General features: G+C 73.5%; 18 protein-coding genes. 6 read left to right on the forward strand and 12 right to left on the reverse strand.

Features of this window, described 5'->3' with window-relative positions; genetic code table 11:
- Positions 1–46 precede the first annotated feature (46 nt).
- Positions 47–253, forward strand: a complete 207-nt coding sequence (locus BM093_RS07090) for a hypothetical protein (RefSeq protein ID WP_143105286.1) — start codon at positions 47–49, stop codon at positions 251–253.
- A gap of 524 nt (positions 254–777) precedes the next feature.
- Here BM093_RS07090 and BM093_RS07095 read toward each other — a convergent pair.
- Genes BM093_RS07095 through BM093_RS07105 form a run of 3 tightly spaced genes read right to left on the reverse strand, consistent with a single transcriptional unit; the run spans position 778 to position 3,244 of the window.
- Positions 778–1,707 (reverse strand): RecB family exonuclease, encoded by a 930-nt coding sequence (locus BM093_RS07095; protein ID WP_093339018.1) that lies wholly within the window; start codon positions 1,705–1,707, stop codon positions 778–780.
- A gap of 45 nt (positions 1,708–1,752) precedes the next feature.
- Entirely contained in the window at positions 1,753–2,646 is an 894-nt protein-coding gene (locus BM093_RS07100) for a PHP domain-containing protein (RefSeq protein ID WP_093339021.1), read from the reverse strand.
- A gap of 43 nt (positions 2,647–2,689) precedes the next feature.
- On the reverse strand, positions 2,690–3,244 hold the full coding sequence (locus BM093_RS07105; RefSeq protein WP_093339023.1) for a PH domain-containing protein: 555 nt from the start codon (positions 3,242–3,244) through the stop codon (positions 2,690–2,692).
- Positions 3,245–3,504: 260 nt separating this feature from the next.
- On the opposite strand from BM093_RS07105, the gene BM093_RS07110 reads away from it, so the two are divergent.
- A complete protein-coding gene (locus BM093_RS07110; RefSeq protein WP_093339026.1) occupies positions 3,505–3,912 on the forward strand; it encodes an NUDIX hydrolase in 408 nt (135 codons plus the stop codon).
- Positions 3,913–4,078: 166 nt separating this feature from the next.
- On the opposite strand, the gene BM093_RS07115 is transcribed toward BM093_RS07110, so the two are convergent.
- Positions 4,079–4,582: a MaoC family dehydratase gene (locus BM093_RS07115; RefSeq protein ID WP_093339029.1), complete on the reverse strand. Its 504-nt coding sequence runs from the start codon at positions 4,580–4,582 to the stop codon at positions 4,079–4,081.
- Between the two features lie 446 nt (positions 4,583–5,028).
- Here BM093_RS07115 and corA point away from each other — a divergent pair, with 446 nt between their 5' ends.
- Positions 5,029–6,138: a magnesium/cobalt transporter CorA gene (gene corA / locus BM093_RS07120; protein WP_093339032.1), complete on the forward strand. Its 1,110-nt coding sequence runs from the start codon at positions 5,029–5,031 to the stop codon at positions 6,136–6,138.
- 26 nt (positions 6,139–6,164) lie between these two features.
- On the opposite strand, the gene BM093_RS07125 is transcribed toward corA, so the two are convergent.
- The 5 genes from BM093_RS07125 to BM093_RS07145 all read right to left on the reverse strand — a co-directional run bounded on the left by BM093_RS07125 (position 6,165) and on the right by BM093_RS07145 (position 11,335).
- The gene (locus BM093_RS07125; RefSeq protein ID WP_245773355.1) at positions 6,165–7,199 is read right to left on the reverse strand and encodes a methyltransferase domain-containing protein; all 1,035 of its coding nucleotides are present in this window, start codon (positions 7,197–7,199) and stop codon (positions 6,165–6,167) included.
- Between the two features lie 56 nt (positions 7,200–7,255).
- On the reverse strand, positions 7,256–7,777 hold the full coding sequence (locus BM093_RS07130) for a general stress protein (RefSeq protein ID WP_093339035.1): 522 nt from the start codon (positions 7,775–7,777) through the stop codon (positions 7,256–7,258).
- A 246-nt stretch (positions 7,778–8,023) separates the two neighbouring features.
- Positions 8,024–9,217 (reverse strand): acyl-CoA dehydrogenase family protein, encoded by a 1,194-nt coding sequence (locus tag BM093_RS07135; RefSeq protein ID WP_093339039.1) that lies wholly within the window; start codon positions 9,215–9,217, stop codon positions 8,024–8,026.
- A gap of 54 nt (positions 9,218–9,271) precedes the next feature.
- Complete coding sequence (locus BM093_RS07140; RefSeq protein WP_093339042.1) at positions 9,272–10,231, reverse strand: HpcH/HpaI aldolase/citrate lyase family protein; 960 nt, start codon at positions 10,229–10,231, stop codon at positions 9,272–9,274.
- 150 nt (positions 10,232–10,381) lie between these two features.
- On the reverse strand, positions 10,382–11,335 hold the full coding sequence (locus BM093_RS07145) for a PhzF family phenazine biosynthesis protein (protein ID WP_093339046.1): 954 nt from the start codon (positions 11,333–11,335) through the stop codon (positions 10,382–10,384).
- 73 nt (positions 11,336–11,408) lie between these two features.
- Here BM093_RS07145 and BM093_RS07150 point away from each other — a divergent pair, with 73 nt between their 5' ends.
- Together BM093_RS07150 and BM093_RS07155 are read left to right on the forward strand one after the other, a co-directional pair.
- Positions 11,409–12,707, forward strand: coding sequence for a magnesium transporter MgtE N-terminal domain-containing protein (locus BM093_RS07150; protein ID WP_093339049.1), 1,299 nt, complete (start codon positions 11,409–11,411; stop codon positions 12,705–12,707).
- On the forward strand, positions 12,700–13,248 hold the full coding sequence (locus tag BM093_RS07155; protein ID WP_093339052.1) for a DUF1003 domain-containing protein: 549 nt from the start codon (positions 12,700–12,702) through the stop codon (positions 13,246–13,248). Before BM093_RS07150 ends, BM093_RS07155 begins: the two co-directional genes overlap by 8 nt.
- Here BM093_RS07155 and BM093_RS07160 read toward each other — a convergent pair.
- Entirely contained in the window at positions 13,238–13,720 is a 483-nt protein-coding gene (locus tag BM093_RS07160; protein ID WP_093339054.1) for a MarR family winged helix-turn-helix transcriptional regulator, read from the reverse strand. The genes BM093_RS07155 and BM093_RS07160 overlap by 11 nt on opposite strands.
- Before the next feature lie 155 nt (positions 13,721–13,875).
- On the opposite strand from BM093_RS07160, the gene BM093_RS07165 reads away from it, so the two are divergent.
- Positions 13,876–15,024 (forward strand): Mrp/NBP35 family ATP-binding protein, encoded by a 1,149-nt coding sequence (locus BM093_RS07165; protein ID WP_093339057.1) that lies wholly within the window; start codon positions 13,876–13,878, stop codon positions 15,022–15,024.
- A gap of 78 nt (positions 15,025–15,102) precedes the next feature.
- Here BM093_RS07165 and BM093_RS07170 read toward each other — a convergent pair whose 3' ends face one another.
- Together BM093_RS07170 and BM093_RS07175 are read right to left on the reverse strand one after the other, a co-directional pair.
- Positions 15,103–16,359: an aspartate aminotransferase family protein gene (locus BM093_RS07170; RefSeq protein ID WP_093339060.1), complete on the reverse strand. Its 1,257-nt coding sequence runs from the start codon at positions 16,357–16,359 to the stop codon at positions 15,103–15,105.
- Positions 16,360–16,714: 355 nt separating this feature from the next.
- The gene (locus tag BM093_RS07175) at positions 16,715–17,644 is read right to left on the reverse strand and encodes an AEC family transporter (protein ID WP_093339063.1); all 930 of its coding nucleotides are present in this window, start codon (positions 17,642–17,644) and stop codon (positions 16,715–16,717) included.
- Between the last annotated feature and the right edge of the window lie 13 nt (positions 17,645–17,657).

Here is a 17,657-nt window from a genome sequence, read left to right on the forward strand (position 1 = left end):
CGCGGCGACCCCCGCGGCGCCCCCCGGCCTGCGGGCGGGCGGCGGGATGGTCGCTCCGCCGGGCGGCGGGATGGTCACCCAGCCGGGCGGCGGGGTGGTCGCCCTGCCGGTCACCGCGCCGGGACCCAGGCTGCTCGCCCTGCCGGTCACCGCGCCGGGACCCGGGATGCTCGCCCTGCCGGGCCACGGGACGTTCGCGCCGGGTGTGCCGGTCCGCGCGCGCGTCCCCGTCGCCGGACAGCCCCCGCCGTGATCCGGCCGCGTCCGGTCGGCCGCCGGGACCGGCACCGGCCTGTGCGGCACCACCCTGAGCAGCGTCTCCCTGCGCGGGGCCGCCCCGAGCAGGACCGTCCCCGGCGGAGCGCCCCTGAGCAGCGCCTCCCTGGCCAGGAGCACCCCGGCCGACACTGTCCCGGGCGGCACGGCCCTGGGCAGCGCCACCGGGACCGGCACCGCCCGGCCCCGCGACACTGCGCCGGGCGTCACCGGGCCCGGCGGCCGGGCCCGGTGCGGCACGGGCGGTCCGGTGGTCCGGCGCGGGGCGTCCGGGCACGGCGCCACCCGGGCCGCGGCCCTCCGGCCCCGGGACCGCGTCGCGTCCGGCGGGCCCGCCCGGCGGGCGGCGCGGCGGGGCGTTGCGGGTCGGCGTGGTCGGCGGCTCGGGCGGGTTCCCGCCCGGCAGCGGCGAGCCCCGGGCGGGGCGCCGGGCCGGGCCGGGGCGGGCGCGGGGGTCCGGGTCGGGCGCTCCGCGGGGGTCGGGGTGGTCGGGTCCGGTGGTCACGGGGCCAGCAGGTCCCACGGGCGCGGCTCGGGCACGGCCGCGCGGCCCTCCGGGCAGTGCCTGCGCACCGGGCAGGTCCCGCACTGCGTACCGGTGCGCACCGGGAACAGCGCCTGCGGGTCCCCACCGGCCGACAGCGCGGCGCTCGCCCCGGCCGCGGCGGCCGCGGTCCGCTCCGCCGCCGCGACGTGCGCCCGCAGCGAGTCGTCGTCGTGCACCCAGCCGGCGACGGTCCCGCTCGGGACGTGGTGCAGCTCCACCCGCCGGCACGGGCGACGGAAGACGTGCGCCGCGGCGACGGCGTAGAGCGCGAGCTGACGCGAGTCACGGGCGTCCGTGTCGGACGGGACCCGGCGGCCGGTCTTGAAGTCGACGACGGTCAGGCCGTCGCTGCCGGCCCCGCGGTCGCTGCCGGCCCCGCCGTCGCCAACGCCCAGGCCGGCGCCGTCGTCGAGCCGGTCGACCCGGCCCTCGACGAGCAGCTCCCCGACGGGTGCGCTCAGCCGGCGTTCGACCGCGACCGCCTCGTTCCGCCCGGCCGGGCCCTCGGCCGCCGCGGCCAGCCAGTCCTGGGCGCGCTCGCGGTAGCGGGCGGCCTGCGCGGCGTCGGCGAACCCCTCGTCCGACCAGTGCCGCCCGACCAGCGCGGCCGCCGCGGCCGGGGTGCGCCGGTCTGCGGGCAGCTCGGCCAGCGCACGCAGCGCGAGGTGCACGACGGCACCGAGCGTGGTGTGCGCGAACGCCCCGCCCCGGGACGGCGCCGGCCGGTCGACGTGCAGCATCCGGTAGCGCCGCGGGCAGGCGTCCCAGGTGTCGAGGCGGGCGGGCGTCACCCGGTGCAGCGCGGTCGCGCCGAAGTCCGGGTCCAGCAGGTCCAGGCCGAGCTGGCCGTCCGGGTACCCGGTGGCGGGAGGGGTCCGGGCCATTCGCCCACGGTACAGCGACCCCGGTCGCCCTCCGTCGATCGCCCGTCACCCCGTCGGCGGGTGCCCGCCCTCGACGACCGGGACGCCGCGGGCCCGGCCGGTGAGCGCCGCGTAGACGTCGGGATCGGTGGTCTCCTCGGCGAACGGGGTGGTCTTGTTCGTGCCGTGGTAGTCGCTCGACCCGGTGGTGAGCAGCCCGTGCTCGCCGGCGAGGCGACGCAGCAGCTCTCGGTCCTCCGGAACGTGGTTCGGGTGGTCGACCTCGATCCCGTCGAGGCCGCGCCCGGCCAGGTCGACCAGCACCGACGGGTCGACCACCCGGCCGCGGACCCGGGCCAGCGGGTGCGCGAACACCGACACCCCACCGGCGGCGGCGATCATCTCGACGGCCGCCTCGACGGGGGTGTCGGCGCGCGGCACGTAGTACGGGCTGTCGTTGTGCAGCAGCTCGGCGAACGCGGCGTCGACCGACGCGACGACCCCGGCGGCGACCAGCGCACGCGCCAGGTGCGGGCGGCCCGCGCTGCCGCCCTCGGGCAGGTGCGCGAAGACGGTCCCGGCATCGACCGGGTACCCGTCAGCGGCCATCGCGCCGATCATGCGGTGCAGCCGCTGGACCCGCTCCTCCCGCAGCCGTTCCTGCTCGGCGACGATCGCCTCGTGCTGCGGGTCGAACAGGTAGCCGAGCAGGTGCACCGAGCAGCGGGGCTCGCCGTCGCGCCCGGTCGGGCTCAGGCAGGAGAACTCGGCACCGCGCACCAGCGCCAGCCCGGGCGGGCAGGCCGCGACGGCCTCGTCCCAGCCGTGCGTGGTGTCGTGGTCGGTGATCGCGACGACGTCGAGCCCGGCGGCGACCGCCGCGCGGACCAGCCCGGCCGGGCTGTCGGTGCCGTCGGAGGCGGTCGAGTGGGCGTGCAGGTCGATCACAGGCCGGGACACGTCGCCGACCCTAGTGCCGTGTGCTCCCGCAGCGCCGTCCGGCTCAGCGGCGCCAGCGGGGTTTGGCCAGCATCCCGGTGGCCCGGGTCTTGCCCTTCTCCCCGAACACGAGCTCGGAGAGCGCCTCGTAGATCTCCTCCGGGCGCGGCATGTAGTCGATCTCGTTGAGCGCCTGGATCTGACCGGCCGACTCCACGACCATCGTGCCGTAGCCGAGCAGGCGACCGGACAGCGTCCGGCGGAACGTCAGGTCGGTGACCTTGCCCAGCGGCATCATGCCGACGTTGTGCGTGATGATCCCCTGGGCGATCATCACGCGCTTGTCGGTGATCACGATGCGCTCGATCCACCACAGGATGGTCAGCGCGGTGAACCGCAGCACCGCGACCACCACCAGGTAGAAGGCCAGGTTGTCGATCAGCACGGCGACGGCCGGGTTCTCCGAGCCGTCCATGAACTGCTCGACGCCCATGACGACGAGGATGAACAGCGCCGTCTGGAGCATGTGCTTGGCCATCACGGCCCAGTGCTGGCGCACGCGGATGACCCGCCGCTCCGTGGGGAGCAGGTACTCGTCGATCTCCCGGGGCGCGAGCACGGAATCAGATCAACGACGTGACGAACGTCGAGACCGACTGAGCCGCGTCGTAGAGGATGTTGCCGACGTTCTGCACCGAGCCCGCCGCCGCTGTGGGCGCGGTCACGACCAGGAAGATACCCAGCGCCACAGCGACCAAGATGAGAATCTTGCGCACGTTACCCGTCACCCGTTCCGGCCCGTTGGGACTACCTCGTCATTGGTACCCCAGCCCGGCTGGCCCGGGGTACCGGCACCCAGGCAGCGTACCGTCATTCCGGATGACCGAAAGTAGCCGACACGTCCCCTGCGTGGGTGCAATCGTGTTTGACCCGGATGGCCGCTTGCTTCTGGTGCGCAGGGCCAACGAGCCGGGTCGCGGGCTCTGGTCGGTCCCCGGCGGCCGGGTCGAGCCCGGCGAGGACGAGCACGCCGCCGTCGTCCGCGAGCTGGCCGAGGAGACCGGCCTGACCGTCCGGCCGGGTCGGCTGGTCGGCGTCGTGCGGCGCGGCCCCTACCGGATCGCGGACTACCTGTGCGACACCGCTCCCGGCTCGGCGTCGGCGCCGCGGGCCGGGGACGACGCCGACGACGCCCGGTTCGTCGACCGGGCCGCGTACGCGGACCTGCCGGTCGTCGAGGGCCTCACCGAGACCCTCGACGGCTGGGGCTGCCTGCCCCGCTGCTGACCGCCCGCGCCGGGCCGGATCCACGGGTGCCGCGCCACCCGGGCGGCGGGTACACCGCACCGCCCACCCGGCGCAGCGAGTGAGCCGCGCCGGGGTGCGCGGTTCGCGTGTGAGGGACACACCGGCGCGCTCACCGCGCGCGGCGGTCGGGGCCGGCGGCGGCCGCTCAGACCTGCGGCGTGGGCCGGCCGGGCTGCTCGCCGCCGCGCGTGTCGCCGTAGGACCGCTTCGGCACCATCACCTTGCGCCGGAACGTGCACACGACGGTGCCGTCCTGCTTGTAGCCGCGGGTCTCGACGTACACGACCCCGCGGTCGTCCTTGGACTTCGACTCGGTCTTGTCCAGGACCTCGGTCTCGCCGTAGATCGTGTCGCCGTGGAAGGTCGGCTTCGTGTGCTTGAGCGACTCGACCTCGAGGTTGGCGATGGCCTTGCCGGAGACGTCCGGCACGGACATGCCGAGCAGCAGCGAGTAGATGTAGTTGCCGACGACGACGTTCTTGCCGAAGTCGGTCGTCTCACCCGCGTAGTGCGCATCCATGTGCAGCGGGTGGTGGTTCATCGTGAGGAGGCAGAACAGGTGGTCGTCGTACTCGGTGACCGTCTTGCCGGGCCAGTGCTTGTAGACCGCACCGACCTCGAACTCCTCGTAGTAGCGCCCGAACTGCACCGTTCACGCTCCCATCACGCTCTCGATCCGTTGCGGGGGTAATCTAACGGGCGGCCCGCCCGGAGCAGGGCGGCCCGGTTCACACGTGCGCGGTCGGGGATCTCACATTTCCGGCACACCGACGTTCCGGCACATCGACGTTCCGGCACACCGACGTTCCGGCACACCGCGTTCCGGAAACACCGGCGTGACACGAGCCGATACACCACACGGCCTGCAGGCCGTACGGACCCGAGGGCAGGGGAGGTGAGCGCGGTGTCGTCCGAGTCCCAGACACCGGTGAGCAGTACGTGCCGCCTCCCGCTGCTCCGTGCCCGGGGCGTGTTCCCGGGCTGATCCCGGCGGGAGGCGTGGCGCGAGTCCGGCGGCCGCCCCGACGGCCGCACGTCCTCGGTGCAGCACGCGTCACCCGGCTGCACCCGGCCGCCCACGGGAGGTCCACCGTGATGCCCTCGCTCTCCCAGCTCCGCCCCTCGATCCGCTCCGCCGGTCGCACCCGCCGCCGTGCCCAGCGCGCGGCCGGCACCGGGAGCGCCGCCCGGCTGCGGGTACCGCTGTCGGCCTACGTCGTCGACTGCGCGGTCTACGTCGACGGCGAGCGGCTGCCCGGGCGCTGGACGCACGAGGAGGCGATCGCCGAGGTCCGCGAGCGCGGCGACGGCTTCGCCTGGATCGGGCTGCACGAGCCCGACGACGAGCAGATCTCCGGTGTCGCCGAGACCTACGGGCTGCACGAGCTCGCCGTCGAGGACGCCGTGCACGCGCACAACCGGCCCAAGCTCGAGCGCTACGACGACACCCTGTTCATGGTGCTCAAGACCGTCCGCTACGTCGGTCACGCCGACCCGACGACCGCGAACGAGATCGTCGAGACCGGCGAGGTCATGGCGTTCGTCGGGCGCGACTTCGTCGTCACCGTCCGGCACGGCCGCCACACCGGCCTGCGTGAGGTGCGGCGCCGGCTCGAGGAGGACCCGGAGCAGCTGCGGCTGGGCCCGGCGGCGGTGCTGCACGGCATCGCCGACCACGTCGTCGACACCTACATCGAGGTGGTCCGCCAGATCGAGGACGACCTGGACGCCGTCGAGGCCGAGGTCTTCTCCCCGCGCTCGACGATGAACCCCGAGCAGATCTACGTCATGAAGCGCGAGATCCTCGACCTGCGCCGCTGCGTGATGCCGCTGGTCGGGCCGATGCGCAAGCTGTCGGAGGGCTACAGCTCGCTGGTGCCGCACGAGGTGCGCTCGTACTTCCGCGACGTCGACGACCACCTGGGCGGGGTCGCCGAGCAGGTCGCCGGGTTCAACGAGCTGCTGACCACGCTGGTCGACGCGGTACTCGCGAAGATCAGCATGCGGCAGAACAACGACATGCGGAAGATCACCGCCTACGCCGGCCTGATCTCGGTGCCGACGATGATCGCCGGGGTCTACGGCATGAACTTCGACATCATGCCCGAGCTGCACTGGGACTACGGCTACCCGATGGTGCTGCTGGTCATCGCGACCATCTGCGGGCTGCTGTACCGCAACTTCCGGCGCAACGGCTGGCTGTGACGGCTGGTTGTGACGGCTCGGCAGGCTCAGACCTGCCGGTTGCCCGACGGCGGAGTGGGCGGCTCGCCCTCGGTGTCGGCAGGGTCGGCAGGGCCGGCAGGGTTTTCGGCCTCGTCCGCGCCGGTCTCGTCCGCGCCGGCGTCGCCCGCGCCACCGGTGTCCTCGCGGACCTCGTCGGGGATCTCGTCGGCGTAGCCCGGGTCGCCCGGCCCGCCCTCGGTCACCGGCTCGGCCGCGGCGTCGTCCGGACCGGGTCCCGGGTCCGGGGACACCTCCCACCGGCCGGCGGGCACGGCGGACGAGCGGGCGTACCGTTCCCCGACGAGGTCCGGCTCGTCGGGCCTGCGGCCGAGGAAGGTGTGCACGAGGTGCTGCTGCACCCCGCCGACGGTCTGCACCCGGACGTCCTCGAACCCGGCCCGTTCCATCCGGTGCACCATCTGCTCGGGTCCGCCCGCGCCGCCGACCCGCTTCATCCGGTACCGGGCCAGGTCGGACACGCCCCAGCGCATCGACGCCATCGGCAGCAGGTAGCTCCAGTTCGCGGTCGCCCACCGGGTCCGGCCACGGGGGCCGCCGACCGCGTAGTCGTGCACCGCCAGCGGGGCGCCAGGGGCCAGCAGCGACAGCAGCAGGCGCAGCCCGTGCTCGGCGTCGGGCAGGTTCGAGACCAGGTACGAGGCGAGGATCCCGTCGAACGGGCCCTCGATCCCGGCCTCCGCGAGGGTCTCGAGCCGGGAGTGGACGAACGTCACCCGCGGGGACCAGTTCTTCTTGCGCGCCACCGCGAGCATCTCGGTGGAGGCGTCGACGGCCACGACCTCGGCGCCCTTCACCGTGGTGAGCAGGGCCTCGGTGGAGACGCCGGTGCCGCAGCCGATGTCGAGCAGCCGCAGTCCGGGGCCGTCCCCCAGCCCCATCCGCGACGCCGAGACCCGCAGGTGGGTCCGGTAGCCGGGGATGGTGCCGACGTACGCGTCGAATCCGCTCGCGCCGCGCCCGTAGGCGCGGTGCACCGTGGACGGGCGGATCTCCTCGCTCTCCCAGGCCTGTCCGCTCACGCCCCGATCCTGCCCCGGCGGACCGCTTCCCCGGAACCCGACGCGCCCACCCGGGTCTACCAGCCCCCGCCGGGGCTGCCCATCGCGAGCTTGGCCAGCATCTCCCGGGCCTGCTCGGCGTTGCGCGGTTCGCACAGCACGTCGTAGCGGCCGGCGACCATCTGGCTGGCCGACTGGAAGTCGCGGCGGCCGCGGCTGGCGCCGTAGCCGACGGCGGCGAAGACCATGCCGAACACCGCACCGGAGCCCAGGCCGACCAGGATCGGCAGGAAGCTGCCGTCCGGGGAGAACAGCGACAGCAGCAGACCGACGAACAGGCCGAGCCAGGCGCCCGACGCCGCACCGGACGCCAGCACGCGACCCCAGGTCAGGCGGCCGATGACCCGTTCGACGAGCATCAGGTCGACGCCCACGATGGTCACGTCGCGCACCGGGAAGTCGGAGTCGGCGAGGTGGTCGACCGCGCGCTGCGCCTCCTCGTAGGTGGCGTAGGAACCCACCGGCCACCCGGTCGGCGGAGTGGGCAGCTGCGGCAGGCCCGGTGCCGGGCGTGCCTGGCCGCCGAAGGGGTTGGTCATGGCGCTCTCCTCGTGTTCCTGACGATCCCGGTTCTGACGCTCCCGGTTCTGGCGATCCCGGTTCTGACGCTCCGCTGCCGGAACAACGGTCGACGGCCGCCCGGTGTGCCCGGCGAGCCTAGCGGCGTCCCGCAGGTCACGTCCGCCGCCTCCCCGGAGGACGCCCCTGCCGAAACATCCCCCGAAACACGGCACGGCCCCCGTGCCCCGGGTGCGGGGAACGGGGGCCGTGTGGTCCGCGCCGGGTCAGCGCAGCTTGTAGTCGCGCAGCAGACCCTTGGAGATGATCGTCTTCTGGATCTCCGAGGTGCCCTCGCCGATGAGCAGGAACGGCGCCTCGCGCATGAGGCGCTCGATCTCGTACTCCTTGGAGTAGCCGTAGCCGCCGTGGATCCGGAACGCCTCCTCGGTGACCTCCTTGCAGTACTCCGAGGCGAGCATCTTGGCCATGCCTGCCTCGACGTCGTTGCGCTCGCCGCGGTCCTTCAGGCGCGCGGCGTTCACCATCATCAGGTGTGCGGCCTCGACCTTGGTCGCCATCTCGGCGATCTTGAACGCGATCGCCTGGTGGTTCACGATCGGCTTGCCGAAGGTGGAGCGCTGCTGGGCGTACTCCACGCCGAGCTCGAAGGCCCGGATCGCGATGCCGCAGGCCCGGGCGGCCACGTTGACCCGGCCGACCTCGACGCCGTCCATCATGTGGCCGAAGCCCTTGCCGCGCTCCCCGCCGAGGATCTGGTCGCCGGACACCCGGTGACCGGAGAACACCATCTCGGTGGTGTCGACGCCCTTGTAGCCCATCTTGTCGATCTTGCCGGGGATGACGAGGCCGGGAGCGACCTCGCCGTAGCCGGTGGGCTTCTCGACCAGGAACGTCGTGAGGTTCTGGTGGGCCTTCTCCGCGCCCTCGTCGGTCTTGACCAGCACCGCGGTCAGGTTCGACGTGCCACCGTTGGTCAGCCACATCTTGGCGCCGTCGATGACGTAGTCCTCACCGTCCTGCACGGCCTTGGTCTTGATGGCCGCGACGTCCGAGCCGAGGTCGGGCTCGGACATCGAGAAGGAGCCGCGGGTCTCGCCGGTGGCCATCTTCGGCAGGTAGCGCTCCTTCTGCGCCTGCGTGCCGTGCTGGCGCAGCATGTAGGCCACGATGAAGTGCGTGTTGATCACGCCGGAGACGCTCATCCAGCCGCGCGCGATCTCCTCCACGACCAGCGCGTAGGTGAGCAGCGACTCGCCGAGCCCGCCGTACTCCTCCGGGATCATGAGGCCGAACAGCCCCATCTCCTTCATCCCGTCGACGATGTCCTGCGGGTAGGTGTCGGCGTGCTCCAGCGCCGTGGCATGCGGGATGATCTCCTTGTCCACGAAGGAGCGGACGGTGGAGAGGATCTCGGTCTGGATATCGGTGAGACCGGCGGTCTGGGCGAGCCGGGCCATGGTTCCTCCTGAGCTTCGGTGGTCAGTGCCGTCGGGCGGGGAGCAGGCCCCTGCTCAGGACTCCGGCGGGGTCCAGCGGTCGGTGCGGGTCATGCCGGCGGCACGGCCCTTGCCCGAGATCACCAGCGCCATCTTGCGGCTGGCCTCGTCGATCATCTCGTCGCCGATCATCGCGGCACCGCGCTTCCCACCGGCCTCCGAGGTGAAGTACTCGTAGGCGTCGAGGATGTTCTCGGCGTGGTCGTAGTCGCTCTGCGCCGGCGAGAACGTCTCGTTCGCGGCGTCGATCTGGCCCGGGTGCAGCACCCACTTGCCGTCGAAGCCCAGCGCGGCCGAGCGGCCGGCCACCCGGCGGAACGCATCGACGTCCTTGATCTGCAGGAACGGGCCGTCGATGGCCTGCTTGTCGTGCGCGCGGGCCGCCATGAGGATCGACATGAGGATGTGGTGGTAGGCGTCGCCCACGTCGTAGCCGGGGGGCTGCTCGCCGACGACCAGCGACTTCATGTTGATCGAGGCCATGAAGTCGGCCGGGCCGAAGATGATCGTCTCGACGCGCGGGGACGCGGTGGCGATCGCGTTGACGTTCGTCAGGCCCAGCGCGTTCTCGATCTGCGCCTCGATGCCGATCGTGCCGACCTCGTAGCCCATGGTCTTCTCGACCTGGGTCATCAGCAGGTCCAGCGCCACGACCTGCTCGGGCGTCTGCACCTTCGGCAGCATGATCGCGTCGAGGTTCGCGCCGGCGCCCTCGACGACCTCGACGACGTCGCGGTAGGTCCACTCGGTGGTCCAGTCGTTGACCCGGACCACCCGGATCTTCTCGCCCCAGCCGCCCTCGTTGAGCGCCTCGACGATCGTCTTGCGGGCACCCGGCTTGGCCAGCGGGGCACAGGCGTCCTCCAGGTCCAGGAAGACCTGGTCGGAGTTCAGCGTGCGCGCCTTGTCGATGAACTTCTGGCTCGATCCGGGCACGGCCAGGCAGGACCGGCGGGCGCGGAGGGTGGTGCTCACAGGCGGGCTCCTCGTCGAGTTCGTGCTCGCCCGCCATGGGCTGCGGCGGGCGTCCGGGCTGTGGGTGATGCTGGCACGACCGTCGGCCGATCGCCCCGTCCAGGTGATTGGTTTCTCACCCGCGGGAGGTCAGCCGGGGTTACTCGTGAGTCACCAGGGTTCGGACGGCGGGGTGAGGGAACCGCTGGCCACGGCGACGACCGTGCCACCCACCCAGGTGGCGACGGCCCGTCCGCCCGCGGTGCGCACGCCCGCGTACAGCGTGGCGGGGCGGCCCATCTCGACGCCCTGGGTGACGACGAAGGGGTGCTCCCCGTCGTCGGGGACCAGGCCGCGGTCGGCCAGGTAGACCCCCAGCGCCACGGCCGCCGACCCGGTCGCCGGGTCCTCCGGGACCCCGATCCCGGTGCCGAACATCCGGGCCCGCACCCGCTCGGCGGTGCCGTCCACCGCGGCCACGAGCACCCCGGCCACCCGGCCCTCGGTCGCCGCGGACAGCGCGGCCGGGTCGGGCACGGTGCGGGCGAGGGCGTCGGCCCGCACCAGCAGCAGCGCGAAGTCGGTGCCCGCCCCGGCGATCCCCGGCACCGCGGCCCCGTCGACGTCGTCGGGGTCCAGGCCCAGCGCCGCGGCGAGGCGGACCGCGTTCAGCTCGGGGCCGACGACCGGCTCGCCGCCCTCGACCCGGGCGCCGCTGCCGTCGACCCGGACCGGCAGCAGCCCGGCGCCGCACTCCTGGATCCGGTCGCCGTGCCCGATCGCGCCGTCCCGGGCCAGGACCCACGCGGTCCCGACGCTCGGGTGCCCGGCGAAGGGCAGCTCCCGGGCCGGGGTGAAGATCCGCACCCGGTAGTCGGCGCTCTCGTCGCCGTCGCCGGTCGGCGGCAGCGGGAACGTCGTCTCGGACAGGTTGAACTCGGTCGCGATCGCCTGCATCCGGGCGGTGGACAGCGCCTCGGCCCCGTGCACGACGGCCAGCGGGTTGCCCGCGTAGGCACGGTCGGTGAAGACGTCGACGATGTCGAACCGGAGCGGGTCGGGCCCCGGGACGTGCTCGGTGTCGGCGGCGGGGGTGTCGCGGAGGTCGCTGCTGGACTCACTCACGTCGGCGGAGCCTAATCACCGGTCCGCGCGCGCCGTCCGGCCCGCCCTCCTCTGCCGGAATAGGCTGGTCGCCATGGCCTCGGCACGGGTGTTCGTCGCACGGATGGCCGGCCTGGCCGTCCTGGGCCCGGACGGCGAGCAGATCGGGAAGGTGCGCGACGCCGTCGTGTCGCTGCGCGTGGACACCCTGCCGCCGCAGGTGCTCGGGCTGGTCGTGGATCTCTCCGCGCGGCGGAGCATCTTCGTGCCGATGCTGCGGGTCGCCGACGTCGCACCCTCGGCGGTGACGCTGGCCAGCGGCTCGGTCAACCTGCGCGGGTTCGACCAGCGGCCCAACGAGACGCTGGTGCTGGGCGAACTGCTCAACGCGGCGGTGACGGTGCGGGAGTCGGGCGCCGACGGCGTCGTCGTCGACGCCGCGATCGAACCCACCCGCACCCGCGACTGGGCCGTGACCCGGGTGGCCGTGCGGTTCCGCCGGGCCCGGCTCTCGCGGCGGCCGCGGGTGGAGGTGCACGGCTGGGAGGGCGTGTCCGGGTTGGACGTCGCGGCGACACAGGGCGCCGACCGGCTGCTCGCGGTGTTCGACACGATGCGCCCGGCCGACGTGGCCGCGGCGCTGTCCCGGTTGCCCGAGCAGCGGCAGCGGCAGGTGATCGACGCGCTGGACGACGAGCGGCTCGCCGACGTGTTCGAGGAGCTGTCCGAGTCCGACCAGCGCGAGCTGCTGGGCTACCTCGGCGACGACCGCGCCGCCGACGTGCTGGAGGCGATGAGCCCGGACGACGCCGCGGACCTGCTCGGCGAGCTGTCCGACGACGAGGCGGGCCGGCTGCTGGAGCTGATGGAGCCCGGGGAGTCCGAGCCGGTACGCCGGCTGCTGCGCTACGAGTGGGACACCGCGGGCGGCCTGATGACCCCGGAGCCGATCACGCTGGCCCCGGACGCGACGGTCGCCGAGGCGCTGGCCCGGGCGCGCAACCCGGAGGTGCCACCGGCGCTGGCGTCGATGGTGTTCGTCGTCCGCCCGCCGACGGCCACGCCGACCGGGCGTTACCTGGGCTGCGTGCACACCCAGCAGCTGCTGCGGGCCGCGCCGTTCGAACTGGTCGCGGGCATGGTCGACACCGAACTGCCGCAGCTGGGCCCCGAGGCCGGGCTGGGCGAGGTGACCCGCTGGTTCGCCAGCTACAACCTGGTCGCCGGGCCGGTGGTGGACGACGGGTCGCACCTGCTGGGCGCGGTCACCGTCGACGACGTGCTGGACCACCTGCTGCCGCAGGGCTGGCGCGACCGCGACCTCGCGCCCGCCGAGGTGCAGCGCGGCAGCGCGAACGGGCAGGCGCGCGGGTCGGGGGTGCGGGGTGCCTGAGGGCGGCGGACGGCGGCTGGACCAGCCCCGGGTCGGGCGGCGCCGGGTCGAGATCGACCCGGACGGGTTCGCCCGGATCTCGGAGCGGATCGCGCGGTTCCTCGGGACCGGGCGGTTCCTGGCCATCCAGACCGTGATCGTGACGGTGTGGATCCTGCTCAACCTGGTCGCGTGGTGGGGGCAGTGGGACCCCTACCCGTTCATCCTGCTCAACCTGGCGTTCTCCACGCAGGCCGCGTACGCGGCGCCGCTGATCCTGCTGGCTCAGAACCGGCAGGACGACCGGGACCGGGTCTCGCTGGAGGAGGACCGGCGGCGGGCCGAACGCACCAAGGCCGACACCGAGTTCCTCGCCCGGGAGCTGGCGGCGCTGCGGCTGGCGGTCGGCGAGACGGCCAGCCGGGACTACCTGCGCACCGAGCTGGACCGGCTCTCCGACCGGCTCGACGACGCCGTCGCGCGGGCCGCCGCGGGCGACGGCCCCGCCACGGACCCGGCCGACCGCAAGCGCCCCCGGAAGAAGGAACGGTTCAGGGGATGAGCTTGCGGGTGATCCGCTCGAGGTCGGTGAGGTCGTCGGCGTCGAGCCGGTCCGCGAAGTGCTGCCGGACCCCGCGCAGGTGCGTGGTCGCGGCGATCCGCAGCCGCTCGTAGCCGGCGTCGGTCAGCCGGGCGGTGACCCCGCGCCCGTCGGCGGCGACCTTCGCCCGGGCGACCAGACCCACCTTCTCCATCCGGTCCACCAGCCGGGTCACCCCGGACCGGGACAGCAGGACGGCCTCGGCCAGCTCGGTCATCCGCAGCCGGCGTTCCGGGGCCTCGGAGAGCTGGACGAGCACGTCGTAGGCGGCCAGCGAAAGGTCCTGCTCGACCTCCAGCTCGCTCTCCAGCACCTTGGTGATGCCGGCGTGGGCACGCAGGAAGCTGCGCCAGGAGTCGAGCTGCGTACGGGACGGGATCATCCGGTGCCGCCCCGGGTGCTCGCGCCCCGGGGCGCCGACCGTGTCGTCCATCGGGGGAATGATCCCAGACCCGCGCGACCCCGGTGGCACGGTGGCCGACATGGGCGAGCGAGCTGCGCGAGCGCGGGGGTGCCGGGAGACACGTGGGGCCGCCGGAGCACACACGTAGCATGGAGGCGTCGCGAGAGAAAGAGGTCATTGCGCTCATGTCCGTCACCGGCAGCACAAGCACCGTCGAGGAGGCCGTGCGCGCCGCCCTCGCCACCGTCGAGGACCCGGAGATCCACAAGCCGATCACCGAGTTGGGGATGGTCAAGAGCGTCGCCGTGTCCGCGGAGGGACTGGCCGAGGTCGGCGTGTACCTGACCGTCGCCGGCTGCCCGATGCGCGAGACCATCACCTCGCGGGTCACCGAGGCGGTCTCGAAGGTCGCCGGCGTCGAGCGGGTCGAGGTCGAGCTCGACGTGATGAGCGACGAGCAGCGCACCGAGCTGCGCCGGTCGCTGCGGGGTGACGCCGACGAGCCCGAGATCCCGTTCGCGCAGCCCGGGTCGATGACCCGCGTCTACTGCGTCGCCTCCGGCAAGGGCGGGGTCGGCAAGTCCTCGGTCACCGTGAACCTGGCCGCGGCGATGGCGCGCCGCGGGCTGAAGGTGGGCGTGGTCGACGCCGACATCTACGGCCACTCGGTGCCCCGCATGATCGGCGCCGACGACCGCCCGACCAAGGTCGAGAACATGATCATGCCGCCGCAGTCGCACGGCGTGAAGGTCATCTCGATCGGGATGTTCACCGACGGCAACACCCCCGTCGTGTGGCGCGGCCCGATGCTGCACCGCGCGCTGCAGCAGTTCCTGGCCGACGTGTTCTGGGGCGACCTGGACGTGCTGCTGCTCGACCTCCCCCCGGGCACCGGCGACGTCGCGATCTCGACCGCGCAGCTCGTCCCGAACGCCGAGCTGCTCGTCGTCACCACCCCGCAGCAGGCCGCCGCCGAGGTCGCCGAGCGGGCGGGCGCGATCTCCACCCAGACCCGCCAGCGCCTGGCCGGCGTCGTGGAGAACATGTCCTGGATGGAGATGCCCGACGGTTCGCGCAACGAGATCTTCGGTTCCGGCGGCGGGCAGACCGTGGCGGACTCGCTGAGCCGCATCCTCGGCGCCCCGGTACCGCTGCTCGGCCAGGTGCCGCTCGACGTCGCGCTGCGCGAGGGCGGCGACGCCGGTGTCCCGATCGTGCTGGGCGCGCCGGAGTCCGCGGCCGCGCAGGCCCTCGACGGGATCGCCGAGCAGCTCACGGTGCGCTCGCGCGGCCTGGCGGGGATGAGCCTCAACATCTCCCCCGTCGGGCGCTGAGCCCACCGCACGGGACACAGAGGGCCCCGCACACCGAGCCGGTGTGCGGGGCCCTCTCTCGTTCCCCCGGGACGGTTCTCAGCCGAGTGCCTCGTCGAGCGTCTTCGCCCAGAGCGCGAGGCCCTCGTCGACCTGCTCGGCGGTGACGACCAGCGGCGGGATCATGCGGACGACGTTGCCGTAGACACCGCAGGTCAGCAGCAGCAGCCCCTGCGCGGCCGCGGCGGCGTGCACCTTCGCGGCGGTGGCGCCGTCGGGCTTGCCCTCGGCGTCGACGAACTCGATGCCGACCATCAGGCCGCGCCCGCGGACGTCGCCGATGGCCGGACGGTTCTGGGCGATCTCCCGCACGCCGGCCACGAGCTTCTCGCCCTGCACCCGCGCGTTCTCGACCAGGTTCTCCCCCTGCACGACCTCGAGCGTGGCGAGCGCGGCGGCGCAGGCGACGGCGTTGCCACCGTAGGTACCGCCCTGGGAACCGGGCCAGGCCTTCTCCATGATCGCCTTCGGCGCGGCGATCGCGGACAGCGGGAACCCGGACGCGAGGCCCTTGGCCGTGACGATGATGTCCGGGACGACGCCCTCGGCGTGCTGGTGGCCCCAGAACTTGCCGGTGCGGCCGTAGCCGGTCTGCACCTCGTCGGCGATCAGCAGGATCCCGTGCCGGTCGGCCCGCTCGCGCAGCCCCTGCAGGAACGCGGCCGGGGTGGGCACGTAGCCGCCCTCGCCGAGCACCGGCTCCACGATGAACGCCGCGACGTCGGAGGCCGGAGCCGTGCTGGCCAGCTGCCGGTCGAGCTCGTTGAGGGCGAACGCGACGGCCTGCTCCTCGGTCCAGCCGTGGCGGTAGGCGTACGGGAACGGGGCGAACGCGACGCCGCCCATCATCGGGCCGATCCCCGCGCGGATCTTGGCACCCGAGGTGGTGAGTGCCCCGGCCCCCATCGTCCGGCCGTGGAAGCCACCGTCGAAGGCCATGACGATCTGGCGGCCCGTGGCCTGCCGGGCGAGCCGGACCGACGCCTCGACCGCCTCGGAACCGGAGTTGGTGAAGAACACCGAGTCGATCCCGTCGGGCAGGACCTCGCCCATCGCCTCGACCAGCTTCAGCAGCGGCTGGTGCATCACGGTCGTGTACTGGCCGTGGATCAGCGTGCCGACCTGCTCCTGCGCCGCCTGCACGACATCCGGGTGGCAGTGCCCGGTCGAGGTGACGCCGATGCCGGCGGTGAAGTCCAGGAAGCGGCGGTCCTCGGTGTCGTAGAGATAGACGCCCTCACCGCGGGCGGCCTGGACCGGGGTGGCCTGCTTCAGCAGCGGGGACAGCTGTGCCATGGGTTCGCAGCTCCTGATGCGTCGGGTGTCCGGCGTCCGGAAACGGGTCGGGATGTCGAGCCTCGAGCTCCCGCGCGGGTTGTCGAGTTGTCGACAATCCTAGGAAAGCACGGGCGGGCGGGTGCGGGCAAGGGGCCCACTCGGGTCGCTTTGCTCTGCTCACCTCTACGCACCGGGGCCGCCGACCTCCCCGGCCGGCCACCGGAGGCCGGGCCTCCCGTCACCGCGCTCCGGTGCCCGGTGCGTAGCGGTATGCAGAGCCGCAGCTCAGCGGGGGTGGTGCGTACCGGTGAGCAGAGCAGAGGCCGCCCGGGAGAGCTCCCCGGCCGAGGGCAGAAGGCCGCGCAGGACGCGGTCAGGCCAGCAACGCCGCGACGACCAGCAGCACCGGCACGGCGACGACCGTGGTCGCCAGCGCGGTGTCGCGGGCCAGCGTGACGGCCCGCTCGTAGCGCACGGCGTAGCCGAAGACGTTCTGCGCCGTCGGCAGGGCGGCCAGGACGACGGCCGCCAGCAGCGCCGGGCCGTCGAGCCCGAGCACCCCGGCCGCGAACGCCCAGGCGATCAGCGGGTGCAGGACGTTCTTGATCAGTACCGCGGTCCACACCGATCCGGCCGTCTCGCCCGTCCCGGGGCGCCGGGCGCCGTGCAGCGACAGGCCGAAGGCCAGCAGCATCGCCGGCACCGCCAGGTCGGCCAGCAGCTCCACCGGAGCCACGACGGGCTCGGGGAGCTGCAGTCCGGTCCCCGAGACCACCAGGCCGGCCGCCGTGGCGATCGCGATCGGGTTGCGCAACGGCGCGAACACCACCCGCACCCAGCCCGGGCTCTCCCCGCGGCCGTCACCGGGCAGCACGTCCAGCAGCGTCGTGAACAGCGGCGTCAGCACCGCGAGCTGGAACAACAGCACCGGCGCCACCGCGGCCGGGTCGCCGAGGACGTAGGTCGAGATCGGGATGCCGAGGTTGCCGGCGTTGACGTAGCCCGAGGCCATGGACCCGACCACCACCTCGCCGGCCGGGCGGCGGCGCAGCCGTGCGAACGGCACGAAGAGCAGGCAGGCGAGCGAGCTCGTGACCGCGGTGACCAGCAGCGCGGAGGAGAAGACCGCGCCGACGTCGGCACGGGAGAGCGTCGTGAACAGCAGGGCGGGCGTCGCGACGAAGAACGCCGCGCGGGCGAGCACGCGCGACCCCTGCTCGCCGAGCACGCCACCACGCCCGAGGAGGTACCCGACACCGACGACGACGCCGATGACCAGGAACCCCTCGAGTACGCCCGTCACGTGCCATTACCTT

The organism is Pseudonocardia ammonioxydans, from assembly GCF_900115005.1.
GTDB classification, from domain to species: Bacteria; Actinomycetota; Actinomycetes; order Mycobacteriales; family Pseudonocardiaceae; genus Pseudonocardia; species Pseudonocardia ammonioxydans.

What these genes read in the sequence shown, in the direction of transcription:
- BM093_RS07090 (WP_143105286.1), top strand. Translation starts at nt 47, where the DNA reads ATGGTCGCTCCGCCGGGCGGCGGGATGGTCACCCAGCCGGGCGGCGGG.
- BM093_RS07095 (WP_093339018.1), bottom strand. Translation starts at nt 1,707, where the DNA reads ATGGCCCGGACCCCTCCCGCCACCGGGTACCCGGACGGCCAGCTCGGC.
- BM093_RS07110 (WP_093339026.1), top strand. Translation starts at nt 3,505, where the DNA reads ATGACCGAAAGTAGCCGACACGTCCCCTGCGTGGGTGCAATCGTGTTT.
- corA (WP_093339032.1), top strand. Translation starts at nt 5,029, where the DNA reads ATGCCCTCGCTCTCCCAGCTCCGCCCCTCGATCCGCTCCGCCGGTCGC.
- BM093_RS07130 (WP_093339035.1), bottom strand. Translation starts at nt 7,777, where the DNA reads ATGACCAACCCCTTCGGCGGCCAGGCACGCCCGGCACCGGGCCTGCCG.
- BM093_RS07135 (WP_093339039.1), bottom strand. Translation starts at nt 9,217, where the DNA reads ATGGCCCGGCTCGCCCAGACCGCCGGTCTCACCGATATCCAGACCGAG.
- BM093_RS07150 (WP_093339049.1), top strand. Translation starts at nt 11,409, where the DNA reads ATGGCCTCGGCACGGGTGTTCGTCGCACGGATGGCCGGCCTGGCCGTC.
- BM093_RS07160 (WP_093339054.1), bottom strand. Translation starts at nt 13,720, where the DNA reads ATGGACGACACGGTCGGCGCCCCGGGGCGCGAGCACCCGGGGCGGCAC.
- BM093_RS07165 (WP_093339057.1), top strand. Translation starts at nt 13,876, where the DNA reads ATGTCCGTCACCGGCAGCACAAGCACCGTCGAGGAGGCCGTGCGCGCC.
- BM093_RS07170 (WP_093339060.1), bottom strand. Translation starts at nt 16,359, where the DNA reads ATGGCACAGCTGTCCCCGCTGCTGAAGCAGGCCACCCCGGTCCAGGCC.